Here is a 24,677-nt window from a genome sequence, read left to right on the forward strand (position 1 = left end):
TGGTATTGGACTTTCGAGAGCGTATGCCTGAAGTCCGGCTGGAGTTGTTCGAAAGCCTGATGGCGGTTGCCCAGCCACTGCTGCGCGATGGCAGCATGGATTTTGCGATTGGCCAGCTGCACCCTTCCCAAGCGACCCGGGAATTTGCCTGCGAAACATTGCTCGATTACCAGACCTCGGTTCTGGTCCGCCAGGGTCATCCACGCCAGGGCTGTCGCTCGATCCATGAGCTGCTGGAGCAGAACTGGACCTTGAACTATGCGCCGGATGGCCACGATGCGCTGATGCAGGAACTGTTCTGGAAGCATGGCGCGCACATCGATGAGCAACGCATCGTTCGGGCCCATTCATTGGCGATCTTGCAGATGATGGTCGAGCGGGCCGACATGTGCACCTGGGGGCCATCGATTGTGAGTATTGCCCCGCCATTTCTGGGGCGGGTGGTGTCCTTGTCACTGGCCGAACAGTTCGAGCCCAGACAACTGAGCATCGTCACTCGGCGCAATGGCGCATTGAGCAATGCGGCGATCTGTTTCACCGAATGCCTGTTGCAGGTCATTCGGCGCCATGCCCGCTCTGCCAGAAAGGAAGATCGACAACTCTTTGAAACGCTGCGCCTGCTGGTTTGAGCCCTATCGGGATCAGCGACAGCAGACGCTGTAGCGCAGTATTTACCGGGTCGCAGGGATCTTCTTCACCGCATCAATCCAGTCAGGATCCAGTCGAGACTGTTCGGTATCGATGGCTAGCGCCTCCATGCGCGCCTTGTGCTGGTCGATCTCGCGCACCATCTGGCTGAGGGAGCTGGAGTTGCCATCCAGCTGGTGCATCTGCGTGATACCCAGATGATAAAAGCGCAGCAGTTTCATCGCCGCCGGATCATCGACCAGCGCGCCGGCAGTCACGTGATGCATGACATTAGTGATGCGCATCAGGCTACGCTTGAGTTGCCAGCCATAGACGGCCGCTGCCATCCACGGCTGCGCCCAGAATCTGACCCGCATCAGCATCACACCCAGCAGCAGCGCGGCGATCACCCCACCCAGGTTCAAATGGAAATTATCGCCGCCGGGTTCGCCGAACAGCATCACCGCCAGGGTCGACAGGACCATCGCCAGCAGCACAAAGCCCAGGGCAATGAACAGCGTGCTGCGTCGGGTCTGGCGTCGATAGGTTTCAGGATTCCACTGTTTGATCTCGAACATCACGCCTGCTGGACCCCTTTGTCGAGTTGATAATACGATTGCCGGGCATTATCCCCTGTAGGGACGCACATAGACACGCTTAATGATTTGGCATAGTTTTCAAAGACCTTGCCCTGGGTGCTGGAGTGCTCAGGCAAAGTTTTTTTTGCCATGACACAGGCTTGCCCACGCCAAAGCCGGGAGCGTTACCGTAGGATGATCTGCGCAGAGCGAAGTAGCAGGCACCATCAGGATCAGCTATAGAGTGAGGGACACTGTGCGAATTGGGGAAAGTCCATATGCAACCAGCCAATCGAGCGGCACCCTCCGGATAGCAGCGACCACCGGAACTCACCCCGTTTTTTGCTTTCCCATCCTGTCGTCAAAAAGAATATCTCGCTACGCGCGACCGCGTTTGCTGCCCACTATCTTCATGTCACTGAGCTGCACTGGCTCAGTGGCATTGTTCACAGGGAATCTAGAATGCCCCAAAGACAAGTAATCAATGCATCGGTAAGCCCTAAAGGCAGCCTGGAAACGCTGTCCCAACGTGAAGTCCAACAACTGAGCGAAGCTGGCTCAGGCAGTATCTACAAGCTGTTTCGCCAATGCGCCCTGGCCATCCTCAACACGGGCACCCACATCGACAACGCCAAGACCATTCTCGAGGCCTATGAGGACTTCGAGGTGCGCATCCACCAGCAGGATCGTGGAGTTCGCCTGGAGCTGCTCAACGCGCCCGCGGACGCCTTCGTCGATGGCGAGATGATCGCCAGCACCCGGGAAATGCTGTTCAGCGCGCTGCGCGACATCGTCTATACCGAAAACGAACTGGACAGCCCGCGCATTGATCTGAGCTGCTCCCAAGGCATCACAGACTACGTCTTCCACCTGCTGCGCAACGCCCGCACCCTGCGTCCAGGTGTCGAGCCGAAATTGGTAGTGTGCTGGGGCGGGCACTCAATCAACACCGAAGAATACAAGTACACCAAGAAGGTCGGTCACGAACTCGGCCTGCGCCGCCTGGATGTCTGCACCGGCTGTGGACCTGGCGTGATGAAGGGGCCGATGAAAGGCGCCACCATCGCCCACGCCAAGCAGCGCATGACCGGTGGCCGATACCTGGGCCTGACTGAACCTGGCATCATCGCCGCCGAGGCGCCTAATCCGATCGTCAACGAACTGGTGATCCTTCCGGACATCGAGAAGCGCCTTGAAGCATTCGTTCGAGTGGGTCACGGCGTCATCATTTTCCCGGGTGGCGCCGGCACCGCCGAGGAATTCCTTTACCTGCTCGGCATCCTGATGCATCCGGACAACCGCGATCTGCCCTTCCCTGTCATCCTGACCGGGCCGAAGAATGCGGCGCCCTATCTCGAGCAATTGCACGCTTTCGTCGGCGCTACCCTGGGCGAAGAAGCACAGAGTCACTACCAGGTCATCATCGACGATCCGGCTGAAGTTGCCCGGCAAATGACCGAGGGGCTAAAGGCAGTCAAACAGTTCCGCCGAGAGCGCAACGATGCCTTCCATTTCAACTGGCTGTTGAAGATCGAGGAAGGCTTCCAGCGCCCGTTCGACCCGACACACGCCAATATGGCCAACCTTGCGCTCAAACGCGACCTGCCGCCCCACGAACTGGCGGCCAACCTGCGCCGGGCCTTTTCCGGGATCGTTGCCGGCAATGTGAAAGACAAAGGCATTCGTCTTATCGAGCAGCATGGCCCCTACAAGATCCATGGCGATGCGGCCGTCCTGCAGCCTCTGGACCACTTGCTGCAGGCCTTCGTGCGACAGCACCGGATGAAGCTGCCGGGCGGCGCGGCGTATGTGCCTTGCTATCGGGTGGTTACCGGATAAACGGCGGGGGATATGATTGGCTTGGCCCCGTAGCAGCTGCCGAGCCCGCGAGGCTGCGTTCGAGGACGCAGTCCTCGCAAAATCCTCCGCCTCCAGTTTCCTTAGAAAGACTTCATCGCCTGATTTAACGCCCGCTTCGCGGTCGAACGCAGCCTCGCGGGGCTCGGCAGCTGCTACGAGCCAGACATCCGGCACGACGCAGACAAGCCCCCGCTACTACACTGAAACTGCCCTACACAAGAAGTGCTCAGGAGCTTATCGCCGTTCGCAATGGACCTGTGAGGGTTTGAGTTCACAGTGACATCGGACAGGACGACGCTATGGCGTCCCACTCGTCCCGGACCTGCATTGGGTCCGGGAGCTCGCGCAGCAGACGGTTTCCCGACCCTGCGCTGTCGCCCTGATCATCTATCCAGCCACCGCCGAGCAGGTTGTTGATCAAACAACTCCAGTGGACAGTGGCGCGCTGCAGGAGGACAGGCAAATGGACGAGGCCAAACTTAATGATTTCATGGGCAAACTAGTATCAGATATGGGCGGCGCGGCGATGCTCGCCAACATGATTCTTGGCGAAGAACTCGGACTGTACCGGGCCATGGCCGACAGCCAACCCATCACCCCAGAAACGCTCGCCGACCGTACCGGTTGCAATGCACGACTGCTCCGTGAGTGGCTCAGCGCCCATGCAGCTTCCGGTTACATGGAGCACAAAGACGGGCAGTTCCGCCTGCCCGAGGAGCAAGCCCTGGCATTGGCGATCGAGGATTCTCCAGTCTATGCAGCGGGTGGCGCCTCGGTGATCGCCGCGTTGTTCCATGACAAGGACAAACTGGTCACCGCCATGCGCGGCAATGGCGCCCTTTCCTGGGGTGATCACCATCCGTGTATGTTCAACGGTACGGAACGCTTCTTCCGGCCTGGCTATCGGGCGCACCTGATAGCCGAGTGGTTGCCGGCCCTGAACGGAGTGGTCGACAAGCTCAAGGCCGGGGCCAAGGTCGCAGACATCGGCTGCGGGCACGGCGCATCGACAGTGATCATGGCCCAGGCCTTCCCCGCATCACGTTTCGTCGGCGTCGACTTCCACGCACCCTCCATCAGCACCGCGAAGCAACGTGCGCAAGAAGGCGGCGTCGCGGATCGCACCAGCTTCATTCAGGGCACCGCCAAGGACTACCCTGACAACGATTACGATCTGATCTGCTACTTCGATTGCCTGCACGACATGGGCGACCCGGTCGGCGCTGCCCGGCATGCGTCGAGAGCACTCAAGCCGGACGGTACGGTGCTGCTGGTGGAACCGTTCGCCAACGATACCCTCGACGAAAACATGACCCCGGTGGGGCGTTTGTTCTACGCCGCGTCGACCTTTATCTGCACGCCGAACTCGCTGTCCCAGGAAGTCGGCCTGGGTCTGGGTGCGCAAGCCGGAGAGGCGCGCTTGCGCGAGGTATTCACCGAGGCCGGGTTCAAGCATTTCCGCCGGGCTACGCAAACCCCGTTCAACCTGATCCTCGAGGCGCGCAAGTAACCGGAGGTTCCACATCCGTGGCATGGCGCTGATGACGGGCGGCACCATGCCCGGGTGTCCGCGGGAAAACCGCTCGATGACGTTTTTCTAGCTGATGGGTGCCGCTTTGGTCCTTGCCCTGCCGGCTCATCTCTAGGATTCTGTATAAACCATCAGGGCGGTTCGCGGCCGCCCCATGTACCGCACTGGAGAGGCCTGCATGAAAACCGTAGCCGAACTACTGAAGTTGAAGGTCAAGCACAACCAGCAAGTCCATACCATCCCCCCGCATCACACGGTGCTGGAAGCGCTGATGGTCATGGCCGAAAAAAACGTCGGTGCCCTGCCGGTGGTGGAAGAAGGCCTGGTGGTCGGCATGATCAGCGAGCGCGACTATGCCCGCAAGCTGGTCCTGCATGGACTGTCTTCGGTCCGCACGCCGGTCAGCACCATCATGAGCGCCCCCGTCATCACGGTGGATTCCCACCAGACTGTCGAGAGCTGCATGGGGATCATGACCGACAGCCACTTGCGCCACTTGCCGGTGGTGGAAAACGGCCAACTGCTCGGCTTGCTGTCCATCGGTGACCTGGTCAAGGAAGCCATTGCCGAACAGGCCGACCTGATCCGACAGCTGGAGCAGTACATTCGCGGGGAATAGGCTGCGCGAAAGTGCTTCAACTCCGGTATTGGCAGCGGTGCTCAATATGACCGATAGACTTGACTGCGAGCCTCTCGAAAAACTTTGCCACTTGATGGCGGAACAACCCTTCCTGATTCTCACCGGCGCCGGCATCAGCACGTCTTCGGGAATCCCGGACTACCGCGACACCGAGGGCGTGCGTCGCGGCAAAGCGCCAATGATGTATCAAGAGTTCCTCAGCGCGCCCGCGGCGCGACGGCGTTATTGGGCGCGGGCGATGCTCGGCTGGCCGCGGATCCGCCAGGCTCGACCCAATGCCGCCCACCAGGCGCTGGCCAGTTTGCAGTCCCGGCAACGGATCGCCGGGCTGATCACGCAAAACGTCGACACCTTGCATGATCAAGCCGGCAGCCAGGATGTGATCGAGTTGCACGGCAGTCTGCATCGAGTGGTGTGCCTGGACTGCGCGCAGCGTACCGATCGCCATGCCATCCAGCTCCTTATGGAAGCCCGCAACCCTTATCTGGCTGGCGTCGACGCCGTTCAGGCACCTGACGGCGATACCCTGCTCGACCCGGCTTTCGAAGCCCGCTTCCAGGTTCCCCGTTGCCCCCGCTGCGACGGCGGACGGCTTAAGCCAGACGTGGTGTTTTTTGGCGAAAACGTCGCCCAGGCGACTGCCGCCATGGCCATACAGTGTGTCGAACAGGCCGCCGGGTTGTTGGTGGTAGGTTCCTCGCTGATGGCTTACTCGGCGTTTCGCCTGTGCCGGGCAATCGTCGAGCAACATAAGCCGCTGATCGCCATCAACCTGGGCAAGACCCGCGCCGACGATCTGCTGGACCTGAAAATCGAAGCGTCATGCGAACAGCTGTTGCCACTGATCGCTGAACGCCTGGCGTGACCCGTCTCAAACCAGACCGGGAAAGCGCTCCCCCAACCGTTCATCCTGCAAGATATCAAACAGCGCCTGGGCCGCCGCCGACAACTCATGCCCCGGTTTGGTCAGCACGCCGATGGCTCTGGTCAGCGGGTCGCGCAGAGTGATGCAGCGCGCGCCCAGTTCGTGCATCTGCCCGGCACACAAGGCCGGCACCGCGCTCACACCCAGGCCACTGGCAACCATCCGCCCGACCGTCGCCAACTGGTGACTCTCCAGTTCCACCGGCAGTTTCATGTTGCGTGCCTGCAGATGCTCCTCGAGCATGACCCGTACCGTCGAGGGCCTTTGCAAGGTAATGAACGGCAGTTTCAGCAAGGATTGCCAGTCGGTTTCACCGCAGTCGGCCAACGGCGAATCACTCGGCACCACGGCCACGAAGCGATCGATATACAAGGGCGTGAACGCCAGCGAGGAGCTCTGCTGCGGTTCGAAGGCCACCCCCAACTCCACCTGTCGGTCGCGGACCATTTCCAGCACCTGCTCGTTGATCACGTCGTTGACCGTGACGTTGACGTGGGGGTAACGCGAACGAAAGGTTTTCAGGATCGACGGCAACAGATTGCCGGCAAAGGAAGGCATCGCGGCGAGGGTCACGCGGCCCCGCTGCAGGGTAAAGCGTTGGCGCAGTTCGTCCTCGGCATTGTCCCAATCGGCAATCAGCCGCCGGGCCAGCGGCAGTAGCGCCTCGCCTTCCGGGGTCAGTGCGACATTGCGCGTGGTTCGGCTGAACAACCGCCCACCCAGCCCTTCTTCCAATGCCTTGATCGTCAGACTCAGGGCTGACTGGGACAGGTGCAGGCGCTCGCAGGCCACGGCAAAGCTGAGGCTGTGGGCCACGGCAAGAAATGCTCGGATCTGTTTAACCGTCATATCGATATCCCAACGCTTTTGTCTTGAGGCTTGCAGCTTGCAGCTTGCAGCTTGCAGCTGATTATTCTATTTTATCTATTAATCACACTTAAAAATCAACTTAACAAATGAATTTCGCAGAGCAACACTCTTTGCCATACGGCTAGCCAGCCGCCCACAAAGAATAAAAGAGGATGGTGCATATGGCAGGTTTCGATAAGCGCGTGGCTTCCTACGAGGAAGCATTGGCCGGTCTGGAAGACGGCATGACCGTGATTTCCGGTGGATTCGGTCTGTGTGGCATCCCGGAAAACCTGATCGCCGAGATCAAGCGCAAAGGCACTCGCGATCTCACCGTGGTCTCGAACAACTGCGGCGTCGACGGCTTTGGTCTCGGTGTGCTGCTGGAAGACCGGCAGATCCGCAAAGTGGTCGCCTCCTACGTCGGTGAAAACGCCCTGTTCGAGAAGCAACTGCTCAGCGGCGAAATCGAAGTCGTCCTGACCCCCCAAGGCACCCTGGCGGAAAAAATGCGCGCTGGCGGCGCTGGCATCCCGGCGTTCTTTACCGCCACCGGCTACGGCACTCCGGTTGCCGACGGCAAGGAAACCCGCGAATTCAAGGGTCGCCCGTACCTGATGGAAGAATCCATCACCGGTGACTTCGCCATCGTCAAAGGCTGGAAAGCCGATCACTTCGGCAACGTCATCTATCGCCACACCGCACAGAACTTCAACCCGCTGGCCGCCACCGCCGGCAAGATCACCGTGGTCGAAGTCGAAGAAATCGTCGAACCGGGCGAGCTGGACCCAACGCAGATTCACACCCCTGGCATCTACGTTGACCGGGTCATTTGCGGAACCTTCGAGAAGCGCATCGAACAGCGCACCGTACGTTCCTGATCCCTGCCCATCCAGCCCGAAGCTCTTGATAACAGAGCATGGAGAACAATAATGGCTCTTACCCGCGAACAAATGGCTCAGCGCGTCGCCCGCGAAATGCAGGACGGCTACTACGTGAACCTCGGCATCGGCATCCCGACCCTGGTCGCCAACTACATCCCCGAAGGCATGGAAGTCATGCTGCAATCGGAAAACGGCCTGCTCGGCATGGGTTCATTCCCACGGGAAAATGAAGTCGACGCCGACATGATCAACGCCGGCAAACAGACCGTCACCGCGCGGATCGGCGCGTCGATCTTCTCTTCCGCCGAGTCCTTCGCGATGATTCGCGGCGGCCATATCGATCTCACCGTGCTCGGTGCCTTTGAAGTCGACGTGCAAGGTAACATCGCCTCCTGGATGATCCCCGGAAAACTGGTCAAGGGCATGGGCGGCGCGATGGACCTGGTGGCCGGTGCCGACAACATCATCGTCACCATGACCCACGCTTCCAAGGACGGCGAGTCGAAACTGCTGTCGCGTTGCAGCCTGCCGCTGACTGGCGCCAACTGCATCAAACGCGTGCTGACCGACCTGGCCTATCTGGAAATCCATGACGGCGCGTTCATCCTCAAGGAACGCGCGCCCGGCGTCAGCGTCGAGGAAATCGTCAGCAAGACCGCCGGCAAACTGATCGTGCCTGAGCACGTTCCAGAAATGCAATTCAGCGCCTGATGAGGAGTGATTCGATGCAAGAAGTCGTGATTGTCGCCGCAACCCGTACTGCCGTCGGCAGCTTTCAGGGTTCGCTGGCCAGCATTCCCGCTCCGGAGCTCGGCGCGGCGGTGATCCGCCGTCTGCTGGAGCAGACCGGTTTGAACCCCAGCGAAGTGGATGAAGTCATCCTCGGCCAGGTACTCACCGCCGGCAGCGGCCAGAACCCTGCACGCCAGGCCGTGATCCTGGCCGGCCTGCCCCACGCCGTGCCCGCGCTGACCCTGAACAAAGTCTGCGGCTCGGGCCTCAAGGCCCTGCACCTGGGCGCCCAGGCGATCCGTTGCGGCGATGCGCAAGTGGTCATCGCCGGCGGCATGGAAAACATGAGCCTGGCGCCGTACGTCTTGCCGGCTGCCCGCACCGGCCTGCGCATGGGCCACGCCAAGATGATCGACAGCATGATCAGCGACGGCCTGTGGGATGCGTTCAACGACTACCACATGGGCATCACCGCCGAGAACATCGTCGACAAATACAGCATCAGCCGTGAAGAGCAGGATGCCTTCGCCGCCGCTTCGCAGCAAAAGGCTACGGCCGCCATCGAAGCCGGTCGCTTCGCTGACGAAATCACCCCGATCCTGATCCCGCAACGCAAAGGCGATCCAGTGTCCTTCGCGGTCGACGAACAACCCCGCGCCGAGACCACCGCCGCCTCCCTGGCCAAGCTCAAACCGGCGTTCAAGAAAGACGGCAGCGTCACCGCCGGCAACGCCTCCAGCCTCAACGATGGCGCCGCTGCCGTACTGCTGATGAGCGCCGACAAAGCCAAGGAACTGGGCCTGCCGGTTCTGGCGCGGATCGCCAGCTACGCCAACGCCGGCGTCGACCCGGCGATCATGGGCATCGGCCCGGTATCGGCCACCCGTCTGTGCCTGAAAAAGGCCGGCTGGAGCCTCGGCGAGCTGGACTTGATCGAAGCCAACGAAGCCTTTGCCGCCCAGGCACTGGCAGTCGGCAAGGAGCTGGAGTGGGACGCGAGCAAGGTCAACGTCAATGGCGGCGCGATTGCTCTGGGTCACCCGATCGGTGCATCGGGATGCCGGATTCTGGTGTCCCTGCTGCATGAAATGATCAAGCGGGATGCCAAGAAAGGCCTCGCCACCTTGTGCATCGGTGGCGGCCAGGGTGTAGCGCTGGCGATCGAGCGGGCGTAAGCCTGCAAGGGTTCAACAGGTAAAGTCAGGATCCACGAAATCCGGCTTTGCCTGGCAAGAAACCAGGCGCGACTCCGGTCGCGCCTGGCCTGGATGCCCTCCGAGCCTATTGGCTCAACGACAGCCCTCGATCTTCCTGGCCCATAGGTATCTACACATCTTTTTGGTCTAGCTCCCGTAGCAGCTGCCGAGCCTGCGAGGCTGCGTTCGACCGCGAAGCGGTCGTTAAATCAGGCAACGGGGGTTCTGCTCAGCAATTCCCCGCTCGTCATCAAGTTCAAACTCAGCCTGCAGCATCGCAACAAACGCATCGCGAGCAGGATGGTGCGTCGAATGCTCGTGCCAGTAAAACAGGTTATCGATGGCCGTGAGTTCTTGAAATTCATAACCGGCCCAGCCGGAACTCTGTCCGTATTGCTCAAAGATGCCTCGGGGAACCAGGGCGACACCCGCGCCTGCACTGACACATCCGGCGATGGCCCCATAGCTGGCGATGCTGACGATAGGCTGATCTTGACCCCGCCGGGCCAGCCAGCGCTCCAGCGCCGCTCGATAGGGACATCCCGTTGGCCACATGAAGATGGCCTTGCCCTGCATGTCCGCCCCACCTGCAGGCTGACAGTGGCAAAGGCCATCTGGCGGCCGCGTTTGGAATGTTCGAGGCGTACTTCCAGCCACTCGCCAACGTGCGCCGCGCCGAGGTAATCCAAAGTCATACTGGCGGTAATATGAATTGATGTGTAGTGCAAATCTGCGGAGGCGGCCATTGAGATCAGTAATGTAAATCCAGGGGTATAAGCCAAGGCTCGAAATACAAGCCCTTGCCCGAATGCCGGTCAGTTAACCGTCTTTTTTTGAGCGTACGGTTTCGGATGTTCGTCAGGCTCTGAATCCACCCCTCACCCCCGAAACGTCGGACCGCCCCAAGGGGGCGAGGGGACTGATCTTCAGTGTTTTCCAAGCTGCTGCGACCTGTAAGACCGTGTCGATTATGGATTCAATGTATTACTTTCAGGTCGCAGCAGGTCCTCAGAAACCCACGGACTGTTCCCTCGCCCCCTTGGGGCGGTCCGACGTTTCGGGAGGGTTAGGGTGAGGGGTGGATTTCAGATTAGAACACAGCGTCCGGATCTAACTTTTCCTTAGCTAACTGACATTGGCCACTGCCTGATTTAAAGACCGTCCCCCTCGCTCACTCCCATCACTCCCGTCGATGTTCACCATCGACCCAATGAAGTTCTCATAAAAATCCTGTCGCGTAACATCAGCTCCATACCCACTTATGACACCCCGGAGCACACCACCATGAAACGCCAAATCCTTCTCAGCATCGCTTTCTCGGTACTTGCAGCCAACGCTTTTGCCGCGTCCTCGGTTCAGCCAGTCATCGCTGAAGGTGGCTCCGATCGCCTGATCGAAAACCGCGTTGCCGAAGGTGGCTCCGATCGCCTGATCGAAAACCGCGTTGCCGAAGGTGGTTCCGATCGCCTGATCGAAAACCGCGTTGCTGAAGGTGGTTCCGATCGCCTGATCGAAAACCGCGTTGCTGAAGGTGGTTCGGATCGTCTGACTCAGAATCAAAACCATGCATGAATAGCCTTACTGCAATACTCAACCCAAAAGCCCGGCTTGCTCAGCCGGGCTTTTTTTATGGATGATCCGTTCGCCCGGTCAACGCCCCGCAGCCCTTTTCATGCAGCGTTGATGACGCTCATCAACCCGTTTGGCGAACCAGGCGGTGGTGAGTTTGCGGGTGATTTTCGGGCTTTGCAGGACGATACCCGGCAGCACCGCACGCGGCAGGGGTTTGCCTTCGGCTTGCTCGGCCAGGGCGAAGACTCGCCGGTAGAGCGTGCTGTCTTCGAATTCCAGGCTGTCGCCCTGCTCCAGCTGGCGCCTGATCGTCGGGTTGCGCAGGCCCAATTGCTTGCCCAGGGTGCGCACCGCCAGTTCCGTGGTGCCAGGCATGATTGAACCGTGGCGAATCAGGTCGCCATCGAGTGCCAGGGGGATGCCCGTGGCGCGAGTGACGGCATTCTGGAACGCGGCGTTGCGGCTGGCGTACCAACCGGCATTGAAATCAGCGAAGCGGTACAGTGGTTTGGTGTAACTCACCGGATAACCCAGCAGGTGCGCGACACCGAAGTACATACCACCGCGCCGGCTGAACACTTCACGGCGTATCGAGCCTTCCATGGGATAGGGATAGTCCTGGGCCTGGCTTTCGGCAAAGTCGATACTGACTTGCATCGGCCCGCCGGTATGCACCGGATTGAAACTGCCGAAAAGGGTGCGCCCCATTGGCACCATGCCGATGAAGTCGTCGAAAATGCCGCTGAGTTCCTTTTCGGTACGGGCGGCATTCAGGCGCTCGCTGTAGCTCTTGCCGTTTGACGAGCGAGCCATCAAGGCACCATTGACCAATAAACCGGGGACATGCACCGCTGTCGCTCGGCGATCGATTTCCTCCCGGGCGATTTTCCCCAAGCCCGGCACCGCGGGATCGACCTGGAAAGTCGACTCCTGTTCGGTGACTGCCAGCACCGAACAGAGGTTTTCCGTGGTCGGCGGGATGCCTTGCGCGGCGAAGGCTGCATAGATGTCGGTGGCCCAGCCCTCGCGGTCAACAGTCTTCGCCGGTAAGAGCCGAACAATCTTCGCCTTCACTTCGGCCGGTCGCGCCGGCGGCTCCTGGGTGCGCTGGCTGCCGCAGCCGGCCAGCACCAGCAAGGTGGCGATACCCATGATTAATCGATTTGCGCGCATGTTTCCCCGAATAAGCTGTTGGGCCAATGGGGCGACTATGAACAAAGCCGCCGCGGATATCGACCCTGGAGTCGAACGGCTGTTCAATATCAGGTGTCTGCTCCATGCCCTGGCAGTGGAAAAGAAGATGCTGTTGTACTTCAATTGAGTTTCTGAGGACTGCGCGCACTGCCTCCCGGTTAACGCTATGACAAGCCAGACACGAGACCTTTGTGGCGAGGGGGCTTGCCCCCGCTCGGCTGCGAAGCAGTCGCAAAGCCTGCGGATGCGGTCTACCTGAAAAACCGAAATTGCAGATTTTAGGGCCGCTTCGCAACCCCGCGGGGGCAAGCCCCCTCGCCACAGTTCAGCGCTCGGCTCTTCTTTCTTAAACTATCTGATATTCACTCTTTCTCCCGTAGACCCTTTTACACTGGGGGTGAGCTGCTCAACGGACAACATAGGCAACACAATCCACCCCACGGAATTGATCTCAACCCGAGAACAACGACATGAACCGCTGCGACGTTCTGATCATTGGCGCCGGGCCGACCGGTCTGGTTCTGGCACTCTGGCTCAGCAAGCTGGGGATCAAGGTGCGAATCCTCGACAAGACCTCGGCGCCCGGCACCACATCGCGCGCCCTGGCGGTGCAAGCGCGAACCCTCGAACTCTACCGCCAGCTCGACCTTACAGATGCCATCCAGCAAGCCGGCCACAAAGTGCTGGCGGCGAATTTCTGGGTCAAGGGCAAACAGACTGCGCGCCTGCCCCTCGAAACCATCGGCAAGGGCCTGACACCCTATTCGTTCCTCGAAATATATCCTCAGGATCAACACGAACAGCTGCTGATCGAACGCCTGGAGAGGTTCGGCGTTTCGGTCGAGCGCGAAACCGAGCTCAAGGGTTTCACCGAGGCCGACGGTTGCGTCATGGCCCACATGCTCAACGCCCAAGGGCTGGAAGAAACCTGCGAGGCCCGTTACCTGGCCGGCTGCGACGGCGCCCGCTCGACCGTGCGCAAGACCCTCAATACCGGCTTCCCCGGCGGCACCTATCAGCAGGTGTTCTACGTGGCCGACGTGGACGCGCAAGGTCCGGCAATCAATGGCGAACTGCATGTGGATCTCGACGAAGCGGACTTCCTTGCCGTCTTCCCCCTGGCCGGCTCTGGACGTGCGCGGCTGATCGGCACGGTCCGCGACGAGCGTGCCGAACACGCCGAGACTCTCAAGTTCGAGGACGTCAGTCGCCGGGCGATCGAGCATCTGCAGGTCCAGGTGCTCAAGGTGAACTGGTTCTCGACTTATCGCGTGCATCATCGGGTGGCCGAGCACTTCCGCACGGGCCGAGCGTTCCTGCTCGGCGACGCGGCGCATGTCCACAGCCCGGCTGGCGGCCAGGGCATGAACACCGGGATTGGCGACGCAATCAATCTCGCCTGGAAACTCGCCGCGGTGCTGACCGGCAAAGCCTCGGACAGTCTGCTCGACACCTATGAAACCGAGCGCATCGGATTTGCCCGACGGCTGGTGGCAACCACCGACCGGGTGTTCAGTTTCGTCACCGCCGATGGGCCGATTGCCGGTCTGGTGCGGACCCGCCTTGCGCCGCTGCTGATCCCCAAAGTCACTTCACTGGAAGCGGTGCGCGAGTATCTGTTCCGGACGATTTCGCAGATCACCCTGAACTATCGAGAAATGCCTCTGAGCAGCGGCAGCGCTGGCGAGGTGCATAGCGGTGATCGGTTGCCCTGGGTGCCGGATAACGATTGCGATAACTTCCACTCGCTGACGAGCTTGTCCTGGCAGGTCCATGTGTATGGGCTTGCCAGTGACCCACTGGTTGCCTGGTGCCTGGATCACGGCGTGGCGCTGCACATCTTTCAGTGGAAAGAGGCCCATGAAGCGGCCGGCCTTGCGCGCAACGCCTACTATCTGCTGCGGCCCGACACCTACGTAGCGCTCGCGGAACTGTCCAGCGATCCAAAGGTTCTCGACCGTTACTTCAGCGAACGCGGGATTCAACCATAAGCGCTTGAAGATCGCTGAGCGTACCGTCCACAGTCACCGCCGAACGCTTCTATTCGAATCTCGGCTTCAGGGCGGTACGCGACAGTTACCACGCAGATGAACGTACCATCATCATGGAGCGGGAGCTGGATAACGGAGATCGCCCCTCTCTCATGATTAAAGTTGTCTGGGGATTTCCAGACCGCGCACAACCGCCGGCCGCGCCACGAAGCGCTCCAGCACCCGCAATACGTTGGGGTAGTTGTTGATCCCCACCAGATCCCCCGCTTCATAAAACCCGATCAGATTACGCACCCAGGGAAAGGTGGCGATATCGGCGATGGTGTAGCGATCGCCCATGATCCAGTTGCGCCCGGTGAGTTGCTGTTCAAGCACATTCAGCAAGCGCTGGCTCTGCGTGACAAAACGGTCGCGGGGGCGCTTGTCTTCGAAAGACTGGCCGGCGAATTTATGGAAGAAGCCGACCTGGCCGAACATCGGGCCGATACCCGACATCTGGAACATCAGCCACTGGATCGTCTCGTAGCGCGCCGCCGACTCTTGCGCCAGCAGTTGCCCGCTCTTGTCGGCGAGGTAGATCAGAATCGCCCCGGACTCGAACAATGCCAGCGGTTGATCACCGGGGCCGTGGGGGTCGATGATTGCCGGGATCTTGTTGTTGGGGTTGAGCGAGAGAAACTCGGGGGACAGCTGGTCATTGCTGTCGAAAGCCACATGGTGCGGCTCGTAGGGCAGGCCGATCTCTTCGAGCATGATCGACACCTTGACGCCATTGGGAGTCGGCAAGGAATACAGCTGGATCCATTCAGGATACTGCGCGGGCCATTTCTGTGTGATGGGAAAAGCAGAAAGATCGGTCATGGTGTACTTCCCCTGACAGTAAGGATTGCTGAGGGCAGGCCCTCGCGGTGAAGTGATAATAGGTCGACATTTATTGCAATAACCCACCGGACCGTCAACCACGGGCCATTGCGCCTGCCCCCTTCTTAATTCCGACACATATTGTCGATAACCTTGCTATCCACCACGCTCCAGCCCGGATAAAGTGCTGTAGATTGGCGGAAATCGAACCAAAAGGCTTCAACGGACTCTGAAAAGTATCCTTTTGGTCATCGAACCGAACAACACCCTCAACGACATGGAAAACCACGCAGAGCCGGGAGCTCGCAGTGGACAGGTTTGTCAACCTCAATCGAAAGCGCTGAAGATCAACAATTCAATGAAGATCCCCCCGAATTTCGTCAAACGCCTGAAAAACCGACCCTATATAGCGTTGTCCGCGCTACTGGTGGCCGGTGCGTTGTTCCTGGCGCTGGAGGCCCGCGAAAGCCGTGCCCAACCGGCAGACGGAGTTCAGACCCTGGTATTCCTGCGCCATGCGGAAAAACCCGCCGGTGGCCTCGGGCAGCTCAACTGCCAGGGGCTGAACCGTGCCATTGGTCTGGCCACCCTGCTCCCGGAAAAGTTCGGCAAGGCCAATTATGTGTTTGCCGCCAACCCGACCCGCAACGTCGAGGAAGGCGAACAGGACAATTCCTACAGCTATATCAGACCGCTGATGACCATCAGTCCCAGCGCGATAAAGCTCGGGCTGCCGGTAAACATCAACTTCTCGGCCAACGACACCAGCGATCTGGCTGACGAATTGCTGGAAGACAAGTACCACAACTCGACCATCTACACCGCCTGGTCCCACGGCTACCTGCCCGAACTGATCAACAAAGTCGCTGAAGAAGCCATCGGCAAAAAACAGACCATCACCGATGACTGGAAATCCAGCGATTTCGACTCGTTGTACGTACTGACGCTGACCTGGCACAACGGCAAGGCGACTTTGCTCAGCCACAGCTACAAGCAAGGCCTGGACGACGGGGCAAAGGATTGCCCGACCTGATCGGTCGGCGGGGTTGAGCGCGATGATTGCATCGCGCTTGAGGGCCAATCGCGAGCAAGCTCGCTCCTACAGTGGACCGAGTCCAGCCGCCAGCTTGGCGATCAACACTCGATCTAATGTGGGAGCGACGGTGCGGCGATCCGACCTGCTCGCGATGGAGCCGGAAGCCCCCAACACCTGCCCGCATTCAATCACCCAGATCATCTACGACGCTCACGCAGATACTCGAGCACGGCCGCCTGCCCGCCGACGAACTCGATCCGCTCGCCTTTGCTCTCACGCTGAAAGGCATACATCGGGTCGTAGTACTCACTCAGCAAGCCTTCGATCCAGGCGCGGTGCTGATCCACCGCCCCACTACTGGCCTGCAGCGCCAATGCCGCTTCCATGAGCGCCAGCATTCGCTGGTGACGCTCGCCGCCCAGACGCTTGTGGATGTTGTTCAAGCTCGCCAGCAAGCGTTCGGAAAACAGTGCAAAACCCTGTTCGCCATGCACCGCGATAAACTCGGCACTCAGGTCGATCACGTAATCGCGCAGGATCCGCTCGACCCGCCCTTGCAGGCTGTCTTCGAGCCAGACCATGGGGAAGCGCTGCATGCCCTGATACAGCGGCAGGGGCAAGGCGCAGCTGCCGACCATGCGACTCTCATCTTCCAGCACGAACTGCTCGATGCCCCTGGCGCGCTTCTTCAGCACATCCACAGCCAAGCGGTTTTCAAAATCGATGTTTGAGGGTTGACCTGTTGCGCGCTTGCCGAAGCTGGAGCCGCGATGATTAGCGTAGCCTTCCAGGTCCAGGCCGCTCCTCAACTGCGTGAGCAGTTCGGTCTTGCCGGTGCCGGTCATGCCGCCGAGCAAAATAAAATCGCACTGCGCGACCGCTTGATCCACCGTCTCCAGCAAGAAAGTGCGCATTGCCTTGTAGCCACCGGCAACTCGCGGGTAGTCGATGCCGGCCTCGTCCTTGAGCCATTGCTGGGCGATCTGTGAACGCATGCCACCGCGAAAACAATACAAGTAACCATCGGGATGGGCCCGGGCAAAATCAGCCCAGGCCTGGATGCGTTCGGCCTTGATGTCGCCGGACACCAACTGATGACCGAGGACGATGGCCGCCTGCTGACCATGCTCTTTGTAACAAGTACCCACCCGCTGCCGTTCGTTGTCGGTCATCAGCGGCAGGTTGATCACCCCGGGAAAGGCGCCCTTGGCGAACTCGACCGGGGCACGGGTATCCATCATTGGCCGGTCGTTGAGAAAGATGTCGCGGTAATCAGTGGTGTCTATGGGCATCAGAACACCTCTACCGCGTTAGTCTGTCGGGCAACCAGTTCACCGATCGGCTCAAGGCTCAGGCCCAGCTCGGCGGCAACCGCGAGGAACTGCTGGTTGCCCTCGGGAGTCACCGCCACCAGCAAACCGCCACTGGTCTGCGGATCGCACAATACCCGCTTGTGCAACTCTTGAAGGCGCCCGACCTTGCCGGCATAGCTGTCGAAGTTGCGCAGGGTTCCGCCTGGCACACAGCCCAGATCGAGATAGTACTCGACCCCTGGCAGGCGCGGCACGCGTTCGTATTCGATGCGTGCGGTCACGCCACTGCCATCGGCCATTTCCACCAGGTGCCCGAGCAGGCCAAAACCGGTGACATCAGTCATGGCTGTCACGCCCGCCAGCTTGCCAAAGCGGCTGCCGGGTTTGTTCAGGGTGCACATCCAGTCGCGAGCCAGTCCGACATCGGCATCGCGTAGCTTGCCCTTCTTCTCTGCCGTGGTGAGGACGCCGATGCCCAGGGGTTTGGTCAGGTACAACAGGCAACCGGCGGTGGCGGTGTCGTTGCGCTTCATATGGCGTTTTTCCACCAGACCGGTGACGGCCAGGCCGAAGATCGGCTCCGGCGCATCGATCGAATGCCCGCCGGCCAGCGGGATCCCCGCCTCGTCGCAGATCGAACGGCCGCCACGTATCACTTCCCGAGCAATTTCCGGCGCCAGCACGTTGACCGGCCAACCCAGGATCGCAATCGCCATCAACGGATCACCGCCCATGGCATAGATGTCGCTGATGGCATTGGTCGCGGCAATACGTCCGAAATCGAACGGATCGTCGACGATCGGCATAAAGAAGTCAGTGGTCGACACCACACCGCGTTCTTCGTCGATGGCATACACCGCCGCATCATCGCGGGAGGCATTGCCGACCCAGAGCTGCGGATCGAGATTCTGTGCACCACTGCCGGCCAGAATCACCTCCAATACCTGGGGCGAAATCTTGCAGCCGCAGCCTGCGCCATGGCTGTACTGGGTCAGGCGAATCGGCTCGTTCATGGGGTGCACCTCGTTAAGTCAAGGTGAGTGATTCTACAGCAACGTCGTCCTGCAGGAGTTGCTGCAAGCCGGGATGTTGGGTGGTTAGCCGGGGGAGCCAGGATCAAAATCAAAAGATCGCAGGCTTCGCCAGCTCCTACGCCAACCGCGTACAACCGTGATTGCTCGGGTGTACGCAAATCCCCGTGTAGGAGCTGCCGCAGGCTGCGATCTTTTGATCTTGCTCTTCGACGGCCTTCAAAATCGCCAAAAGATCGCAGGCTTCGCCAGCTCCTACGCCACCTTGCATAGCTGCCTACAACTGCGCCAGAATCCGCCGGCTTGTGCGCCGTGCTGCCCGTCTCTATCGTTTCCCTGTCACTGTCAATGCAGCGACCGGGTTTGGTAGCCCGAGTTTATCAAGGCGCACAGCGCCGACGTTTCCAATCAGTTGGCGCTTTTCTGTCGTCTGCTGTTTTGTTATGGCGGCTGTGCGTAGGGCGCCCTCGGGCGCGCTGGGTTCCTTGATACCTGGTCTATCAACCTGCGTACAGTCGCCACCCTATCGTTTGGTAGCAATAGGCCGCGACTCCATTCATCAAGGAGCGTCTCCATGTTCAAAGTACCCCCCCAATCCCCCTGAAACCGAAAGCACCTCGCCCTACACTTCCCTCGATCCAAAAAAGCTCCACCAAGCCGCTGAGCGCGCCCTCGATTTCCACCTGCTGCCGCATTGCGAATCCAAACAAAAACCCATCCCGCCATCGCCGAACATCTTCACCGTGGTCGACGGCATCGATACCGAGCGCCTGTTGGTCAACCTCAGCGAAACCCTGGCCTCGGCCAATGTGATGGTCAGCGACCTGGCATTCGAACTGGAGGGCTCGCGCCGGCATTTCGCGCTGGGTGTTCAGCAGATGATCGAGCTGAGTGAGTTATTGGCGAATCGGGCACTGGATAAGGTCGATCCACGGATATAGTGAAGTAGCAGGTCAGACCCGGCCACTTCGCCTGGCACTGATCCTGTGGGAGCGGGCTTGCTCGCGATGACGGTTTAACATTCAAAAATCATGTGACTGCCGGTCCGCTATCGCGAGCAAGCTCGCTCCCACATTGGGTCTGTGGTGTTTTGTAGATCATTTTCCCTTGCATGCGAAAAAACCCAAACGGATACCCATCGAATAAAAACAAACCCGTTTGGAAACCCATGAACAACGACATCTAACAAGATGTTTCCATCCGCCATTTCGAGTGAATTTTCCGTGGCACCAAGGATCACTTGATTTAACAATAGGGAGGAATAGCGGATCTATGAACAACGCAAAACTTTTCATCATCGAATACACACTGCACGGCACGCCAAAGTCTTTCATCATCCGCCTGGACAAAATGGACAATGCAGAGGCCTGGCACTGGGCGAGTTGTGATGCGGGGGTCGGCCGGATCGGTCGGTTCGGCCTGGAGAAAGTGAAAAAAACCAGCAAACCGGTGGCCGAGAAATTCGGCATCGAAAACGTCACGTGGCGACCGACCAGTTGATTGTCGATTCCGCACGCCGGACGGCAGGCCAATCAGCGCCTGCCGTACCAGGCTCCCTTTTCAAGCAGCAATCAGCAGCGTCAGCCGTGAGCACCCTTGGCACACTTGCAGCCGGTTGAAGCGCACGCTTCTCCATTGGGGTGATGATCGGCACACGCCTGGCAGCAATAGTGTTTGCCGTGGCGGACGATGGAATGCTCGCCGATTTTGCAGTTGCAGTCTTTGCAGGCACAGATGTCATTTGCCATGAGTTCGACTCCATGGTTGTGGTCGTCAAGGCAAGCTTAGCAGTCGCCTCTTAATCAGCGACCACCCTTTGGCGAACCAGGTCCCTGACGATTCTACTCCTGCTGATCGACTCAAAAATTCAAGGCGTAGGTCAGAATCACTCGATGCTCATCGGCGCTATCGGCGTAATTGGAGCGGTTGGTTGCATAACGCCAACGCACTCCCAGGTTTTTCAAAGGCCCGCCCTGAACCACATACCCAAGGTCAGTAGCCCGCTCCCATTCATGACCCGTTTCGCCGCTGGCGCGCAGGCCGACCGCCTTTGTGGTGCGGATACGGCTGGCATCGACATCGTCACCCTTGACGTAACGCAGGCCGGAGGTCAGACCCGGAACGCCGAGCGTGGCGAAGTCATAGTCGTAACGCGCGTGCCAGACCCGTTCATTGGCCATGGCGAAGGTGCTGACCTGCATTTCACTGAATAGATAGGTATCGCTGCCACCCACATAGGCATACGCGGTATCGCCGGAGACCTTCTGATAGCCACCACTGAGGGTGTGGCCAGCCACGGAATAACCCAGGTTGCTGCTGATAGTCCGATTATCCACCTCGCCGACCAGTTGCCGGCCGGCTTCCCTGGCATCGAAATAGCGCAATTCGACAAATGCCTTGCCCGGGCCGAGCGCCTGGCTGAATTTCAAGCCGTAGAAGTCCCGGCGAAAGAAATCTTCCAGAACGCTGGAATGAAAACTGAGGCTCAGGTTCGGCAGCACTTGATAATCGGCGCCAGCGTAAACAAGGCGATCGCTGTTGACGCTGGTCGAATAAGCCCCTTGCTGGCTCATGATGGTCAGCTCTTCGGAGTTGGAAGAGTCGCGTTGCTTTACCGAATCGACTTCACCCAGGGTCAATGTCAGCGAATCAATATCCTTCGATACCCACTGCGCGCCGTTAAATATCTGTGGAAACAAACGGCTGGTGTTGGAGGCCAACAGCGGTAACTGCGGGCTCAAGCCACCGACTTGCAGCAGGCTGTCGGCAAACCTGGCCTTGGCTGTCACCGCCGCTTTTGAATACTCATCTTCGGCGCGCCTGTTCGAGTCTCTGGGCAACAGGCCCGAACCGCTACGGTCAGGACTGGAGTCGAGTTTCAGGCCCAACATGCCGATGGCATCGATACCAAAGCCCACGGGACCCTCGGTGAAACCGGATTGCAATCGCAGGATAAAGCCCTGCGCCCACTCTTCACGCTTCGATTGCGGAGCACCACTGTCACGAAAATCCCGGCTGAAATAGAAGTTTCGAAGTTCCAGGCTGCCCTTGCCCTCTTCGATAAAACCGGCAAAGGCTCCACCGGTAAAACTGCACAGCGTTAAAGCAACGGACAGGCTGTTTGCGCTCGCGCGATGTAGTCACGGGCGTTTTCACGGAACCTGCCGATATCCGCCGCGCTCAGCTCGCGTACGACCTTGGCCGGCGTCCCGAGAATCAACGAGTTGTCCGGGAACACCTTGCCTTCGGTCACCAGGGCACCGGCGCCGACCAGGCAGTTCTTGCCAATCACCGCACCGTTAAGCACCACCGCCTGAATACCGATCAGGCTGCCATCGCCCACGCTACAACCATGGAGCATGGCCTGATGACCGATGGTCACTTCCACACCAATGGTCAGCGCGAATCCCGGATCGCTGTGCAGCACCGCGCCTTCCTGGACATTGCTGCCGGCGCCGATGGCGATGATTTCGTTGTCACCGCGCAGCACCGCTTGCGGCCAGACGCTGGAACCTTCGGCGAGTACCACCTTGCCAATCACTGTCGCCGCCTCGGCGACGTAAACGCTGGGGTGGATGTCCGGTTGGTGGTCGTCATACTGATAAATAGCCATGTGCAATCCCCCGCTGAGTCAGCGTTCAGTCATCGGTCTTGAATACGCCAGCGGCGCGTAATTCTTCGATCTGGCTCGCGCTGTAGCCCAGCTCCAGCATCACCTGGCGGGTGTGTTCGCCGATTCGCGGAATCGAGCAACGGGGTTGCAGGCGCTGCCCGTCCAGTGACAGCGGCAGCAACGGCATCTCGGTATGGGAACCGTCTTCCAGCTCCAGGCTGGCCAGGCCGCCGCTCTCTTTGAGGTGCTCATCGTCGAATAGCTCTTCGGGTCGGCGAATGGGCGCGAAGGGAATGCCATTGGCTTCCAGCAGCAGCGCGAAAGGTTGCGCCTCCATCGTCGCGAACACCTCGCCCAGATGGGCCAGCAGTCGTGGCCGCTGCAGGACCCGATCATTGTTGGTAGCCAGGCTCGGGTCATCGAGCAAGGCCTGCTGACCGAGCAGATTGCATAACATGGTCCACTGCCCTTCGCCGGTCGCAGCGACGAACATCTGCTCCTGGCCGGCGAACTCGAACACATCGTAGATGGCCCAGGCGCTGATACGGTTGGGCATGGGCGCGGCGGCTTCGCCGGTGACCACGAACTGCTGCATATGCTGGGCCGAGAGCAGCACGCAGTTTTCGTAAAGCGCGCTCTGTACCTCCTTGCCGACTCCGGTCTTGTGCCGTTCGATGATCGCCGCCAGAACCCCGATGGCACCAAACATGCCACCCATGATGTCGTTCACCGAACTGCCAGCACGTAATGGCCGGCCTACCGGCCCGGTCATATAGGCCAGGCCGGCCATCATCTGCACCACTTCATCCAGCGCCAGGCGCTTATCGTAGGGGCCGTTGAGAAAGCCTTTATGGGAGGCGTAGATGAGTTTCGGATTGCGCGCGCGCAACGACTCATAATCCAGGCCCAGGTCCTTCATGCGGCCAGGCTTGAAGTTCTCGATGAACACATCGGCGGTGTCGATCAGACCTAGCGCCGCTTCACGGCCGTTGGGGTCGTTGACGTCGATGAAGATGCTTTTCTTGTTGCGGTTGAAGGTGCGGAAGAACCCGGCACCGGCCCCCAGCAAACGCCGGGTGCCGTCGCCGCGCAAAGGTTCGATCTTGATCACTTCGGCACCGAGGTCGCCGAGGATCATGCCGCAGGTCGGCCCCATGACCATATGGGAAATTTCAACGACGCGGATTCCGTCGAGAGGGAGTGTCGACATGATGCTTGTCTCCATAAGAGAGGCTTGAACAAGGGGCGTCAGGCGCTGGCGTGAGCCGGGGCAAAGTTCTTTGGCAAACCGGCACGGGCGATATAGCCGTAGAGCGGTTCACCCGGCAGGGAGTGCTCAAGCAAGGCGCGCGTGGCGATCAGCTGTTCGAGATCGATGCCGGTGTCGTAACCCATGCTGGCGAGCATGAAGATCAGGTCTTCAGTGACCGTATTGCCCGACGCGCCTGGAGCAAACGGGCAACCGCCAAGGCCGGCCAGGGAGGAGTCCAGCTCGCGGATACCGTTTTGCACCGCCACCAGACTATTGGCCAGGGCCAGCCCGCGGGTGTCATGGAAGTGCGCGGCCAACAACTTGTCGCCGGCGATTTCACGGATGGCGATCAGCGTCTCCGCCACTTGGCCGGGCGTGGCGTACCCGGTGGTGTCACCGAGGGACACCGCATCGCAACCGGTCTGCAGCACATGCCGGGTCAGCGCGCACAGGTCGGCAAGCGGCACGGCACCCTGCCGCGTGCAGCCGAACGCCACAGACATGCCGGCGATCATTTGAACCTGGTGCTGGCCTGACTGGCTGCGCAGTTCACACATACGGGCAAACTCCTCGACCATCTACAATGGCGTACGCCGCACGTTGGCCAGGCTGTGGGCAGCGCTCACTGAAATTGGCGCGACGATCCGGTGGGCACCGGATTCCAGGGCGTTTTCAGCACCGCGAAGGTTGGGCGCGAGAACGCTGACAATCAAATCGGGAAAACTCAGGGCATGGCGGACCACTTCACTGGCATCAGCCATTTGCGGGAGCAGTTTGGCGGGTACGAACGAGGCGACTTCCATATACCGCACGCCAGCGGTATAAGCGGCGTCGATCCATTTGCACTTGTCGATGGTCGGCATGACCTGTTGCAGGCTTTGCAAGCCATCGCGCATGCCGACTTCGTTGATTATTATTTTGGTCATCAGGCGTCTCTCAAGGCTGTGTTGCGTTGAGGGCAGACTAGGCAGACACCGGCATTGGGAAAAGAC

At 59.7% G+C, this 24,677-nt stretch carries 21 protein-coding genes and 5 pseudogenes; 13 read left to right on the forward strand and 13 right to left on the reverse strand.

Annotated elements, in window-relative coordinates; all coding sequences use genetic code 11:
- Nucleotides 1-11: 11 nt before the first annotated feature.
- Nucleotides 12-629, forward strand: a pseudogene (locus tag F8N21_RS08460) (LysR substrate-binding domain-containing protein); the annotation flags it as partial.
- A 42-nt stretch (nt 630-671) separates the two neighbouring features.
- On the opposite strand, the gene F8N21_RS08465 reads toward F8N21_RS08460, so the two are convergent.
- Nucleotides 672-1,205: a DUF3087 domain-containing protein gene (locus F8N21_RS08465; RefSeq protein WP_150641688.1), complete on the reverse strand. Its 534-nt coding sequence runs from the start codon at nt 1,203-1,205 to the stop codon at nt 672-674.
- A gap of 462 nt (nt 1,206-1,667) precedes the next feature.
- On the opposite strand from F8N21_RS08465, the gene ppnN reads away from it, so the two are divergent.
- The 4 genes from ppnN (at nt 1,668) to F8N21_RS08485 (ending at nt 6,101) form a co-directional block, all read left to right on the forward strand.
- Entirely contained in the window at nt 1,668-3,044 is a 1,377-nt protein-coding gene (gene ppnN / locus F8N21_RS08470) for a nucleotide 5'-monophosphate nucleosidase PpnN (RefSeq protein ID WP_150641689.1), read from the forward strand.
- Nucleotides 3,045-3,528: 484 nt separating this feature from the next.
- The gene (locus F8N21_RS08475; protein WP_150641690.1) at nt 3,529-4,575 is read left to right on the forward strand and encodes a class I SAM-dependent methyltransferase; all 1,047 of its coding nucleotides are present in this window, start codon (nt 3,529-3,531) and stop codon (nt 4,573-4,575) included.
- Between the two features lie 199 nt (nt 4,576-4,774).
- Nucleotides 4,775-5,215, forward strand: a complete 441-nt coding sequence (locus F8N21_RS08480; RefSeq protein ID WP_150641691.1) for a CBS domain-containing protein — start codon at nt 4,775-4,777, stop codon at nt 5,213-5,215.
- A 46-nt stretch (nt 5,216-5,261) separates the two neighbouring features.
- Entirely contained in the window at nt 5,262-6,101 is an 840-nt protein-coding gene (locus tag F8N21_RS08485; RefSeq protein WP_150641692.1) for an NAD-dependent protein deacetylase, read from the forward strand.
- 6 nt (nt 6,102-6,107) lie between these two features.
- Here the strand turns inward: F8N21_RS08485 and F8N21_RS08490 are convergent, their stop codons facing one another.
- A complete protein-coding gene (locus F8N21_RS08490) occupies nt 6,108-7,010 on the reverse strand; it encodes a LysR family transcriptional regulator (protein WP_150641693.1) in 903 nt (300 codons plus the stop codon).
- 182 nt (nt 7,011-7,192) lie between these two features.
- Here F8N21_RS08490 and F8N21_RS08495 point away from each other — a divergent pair, with 182 nt between their 5' ends.
- The 3 genes from F8N21_RS08495 to F8N21_RS08505 are packed head-to-tail and all read left to right on the forward strand — an operon-like array spanning nt 7,193 to nt 9,801.
- On the forward strand, nt 7,193-7,891 hold the full coding sequence (locus tag F8N21_RS08495; protein WP_150641694.1) for a CoA transferase subunit A: 699 nt from the start codon (nt 7,193-7,195) through the stop codon (nt 7,889-7,891).
- 51 nt (nt 7,892-7,942) lie between these two features.
- Nucleotides 7,943-8,605 (forward strand): CoA transferase subunit B, encoded by a 663-nt coding sequence (locus F8N21_RS08500; RefSeq protein ID WP_150641695.1) that lies wholly within the window; start codon nt 7,943-7,945, stop codon nt 8,603-8,605.
- A 14-nt stretch (nt 8,606-8,619) separates the two neighbouring features.
- Nucleotides 8,620-9,801: an acetyl-CoA C-acetyltransferase gene (locus F8N21_RS08505; RefSeq protein WP_150641696.1), complete on the forward strand. Its 1,182-nt coding sequence runs from the start codon at nt 8,620-8,622 to the stop codon at nt 9,799-9,801.
- A gap of 225 nt (nt 9,802-10,026) precedes the next feature.
- Here F8N21_RS08505 and F8N21_RS08510 read toward each other — a convergent pair.
- Nucleotides 10,027-10,404 (reverse strand): annotated as a pseudogene (locus F8N21_RS08510) (LysR substrate-binding domain-containing protein); the annotation flags it as partial.
- Nucleotides 10,377-10,529, reverse strand: a pseudogene (locus F8N21_RS08515) (hotdog domain-containing protein); the annotation flags it as partial. The pseudogenes F8N21_RS08515 and F8N21_RS08510, both read right to left, overlap by 28 nt.
- 577 nt (nt 10,530-11,106) lie before the next feature.
- On the opposite strand from F8N21_RS08515, the pseudogene F8N21_RS08520 reads away from it, so the two are divergent.
- A pseudogene (locus tag F8N21_RS08520) lies at nt 11,107-11,382 on the forward strand (hypothetical protein); the annotation flags it as partial.
- Between the two features lie 90 nt (nt 11,383-11,472).
- On the opposite strand, the gene F8N21_RS08525 reads toward F8N21_RS08520, so the two are convergent.
- Nucleotides 11,473-12,567, reverse strand: coding sequence for a DUF1615 domain-containing protein (locus F8N21_RS08525; protein WP_150641699.1), 1,095 nt, complete (start codon nt 12,565-12,567; stop codon nt 11,473-11,475).
- 491 nt (nt 12,568-13,058) lie between these two features.
- On the opposite strand from F8N21_RS08525, the gene F8N21_RS08530 reads away from it, so the two are divergent.
- Nucleotides 13,059-14,579: an FAD-dependent oxidoreductase gene (locus tag F8N21_RS08530; protein WP_150641700.1), complete on the forward strand. Its 1,521-nt coding sequence runs from the start codon at nt 13,059-13,061 to the stop codon at nt 14,577-14,579.
- 156 nt (nt 14,580-14,735) lie between these two features.
- Here F8N21_RS08530 and F8N21_RS08540 read toward each other — a convergent pair whose 3' ends face one another.
- Nucleotides 14,736-15,440 carry a glutathione S-transferase N-terminal domain-containing protein gene (locus tag F8N21_RS08540; RefSeq protein ID WP_150641701.1) on the reverse strand — a complete coding sequence of 235 codons (705 nt, stop codon included), beginning with the start codon at nt 15,438-15,440 and terminating at the stop codon, nt 14,736-14,738.
- 358 nt (nt 15,441-15,798) lie between these two features.
- Here F8N21_RS08540 and F8N21_RS08545 point away from each other — a divergent pair, with 358 nt between their 5' ends.
- Nucleotides 15,799-16,473, forward strand: a complete 675-nt coding sequence (locus tag F8N21_RS08545) for a histidine phosphatase family protein (RefSeq protein ID WP_150641702.1) — start codon at nt 15,799-15,801, stop codon at nt 16,471-16,473.
- A 200-nt stretch (nt 16,474-16,673) separates the two neighbouring features.
- Here F8N21_RS08545 and mnmH read toward each other — a convergent pair whose 3' ends face one another.
- The gene (mnmH, locus tag F8N21_RS08550; RefSeq protein ID WP_150641703.1) at nt 16,674-17,768 is read right to left on the reverse strand and encodes a tRNA 2-selenouridine(34) synthase MnmH; all 1,095 of its coding nucleotides are present in this window, start codon (nt 17,766-17,768) and stop codon (nt 16,674-16,676) included.
- Nucleotides 17,768-18,802, reverse strand: coding sequence for a selenide, water dikinase SelD (gene selD, locus F8N21_RS08555; RefSeq protein ID WP_150641704.1), 1,035 nt, complete (start codon nt 18,800-18,802; stop codon nt 17,768-17,770). The genes mnmH and selD overlap by 1 nt, the downstream gene beginning before the upstream one ends.
- Nucleotides 18,803-19,374: 572 nt before the next feature.
- On the opposite strand from selD, the gene F8N21_RS08560 reads away from it, so the two are divergent.
- Complete coding sequence (locus F8N21_RS08560) at nt 19,375-19,761, forward strand: DUF6124 family protein (protein ID WP_150641770.1); 387 nt, start codon at nt 19,375-19,377, stop codon at nt 19,759-19,761.
- A gap of 331 nt (nt 19,762-20,092) precedes the next feature.
- Nucleotides 20,093-20,320, forward strand: coding sequence for a DUF6555 family protein (locus F8N21_RS08565; RefSeq protein WP_150641705.1), 228 nt, complete (start codon nt 20,093-20,095; stop codon nt 20,318-20,320).
- Nucleotides 20,321-20,400: 80 nt separating this feature from the next.
- Here F8N21_RS08565 and F8N21_RS08570 read toward each other — a convergent pair whose 3' ends face one another.
- The 5 genes and pseudogenes from F8N21_RS08570 to F8N21_RS08590 all read right to left on the reverse strand — a co-directional run bounded on the left by F8N21_RS08570 (nt 20,401) and on the right by F8N21_RS08590 (nt 24,611).
- Entirely contained in the window at nt 20,401-20,568 is a 168-nt protein-coding gene (locus tag F8N21_RS08570; RefSeq protein ID WP_150641706.1) for a metallothionein, read from the reverse strand.
- A gap of 111 nt (nt 20,569-20,679) precedes the next feature.
- Complete coding sequence (locus tag F8N21_RS08575; RefSeq protein ID WP_150641707.1) at nt 20,680-21,936, reverse strand: OprD family porin; 1,257 nt, start codon at nt 21,934-21,936, stop codon at nt 20,680-20,682.
- A complete protein-coding gene (locus tag F8N21_RS08580; RefSeq protein WP_150641708.1) occupies nt 21,921-22,433 on the reverse strand; it encodes a gamma carbonic anhydrase family protein in 513 nt (170 codons plus the stop codon). Before F8N21_RS08580 ends, F8N21_RS08575 begins: the two co-directional genes overlap by 16 nt.
- Before the next feature lie 25 nt (nt 22,434-22,458).
- A complete protein-coding gene (locus F8N21_RS08585) occupies nt 22,459-23,643 on the reverse strand; it encodes a CaiB/BaiF CoA transferase family protein (RefSeq protein WP_150641709.1) in 1,185 nt (394 codons plus the stop codon).
- A 38-nt stretch (nt 23,644-23,681) separates the two neighbouring features.
- Nucleotides 23,682-24,611: pseudogene (locus F8N21_RS08590) on the reverse strand (hydroxymethylglutaryl-CoA lyase).
- Between the last annotated feature and the right edge of the window lie 66 nt (nt 24,612-24,677).

Origin of the sequence: Pseudomonas fluorescens, assembly GCF_902497895.1 — a bacterium.
Lineage (GTDB): Bacteria > Pseudomonadota > Gammaproteobacteria > Pseudomonadales > Pseudomonadaceae > Aquipseudomonas > Aquipseudomonas fluorescens_BP.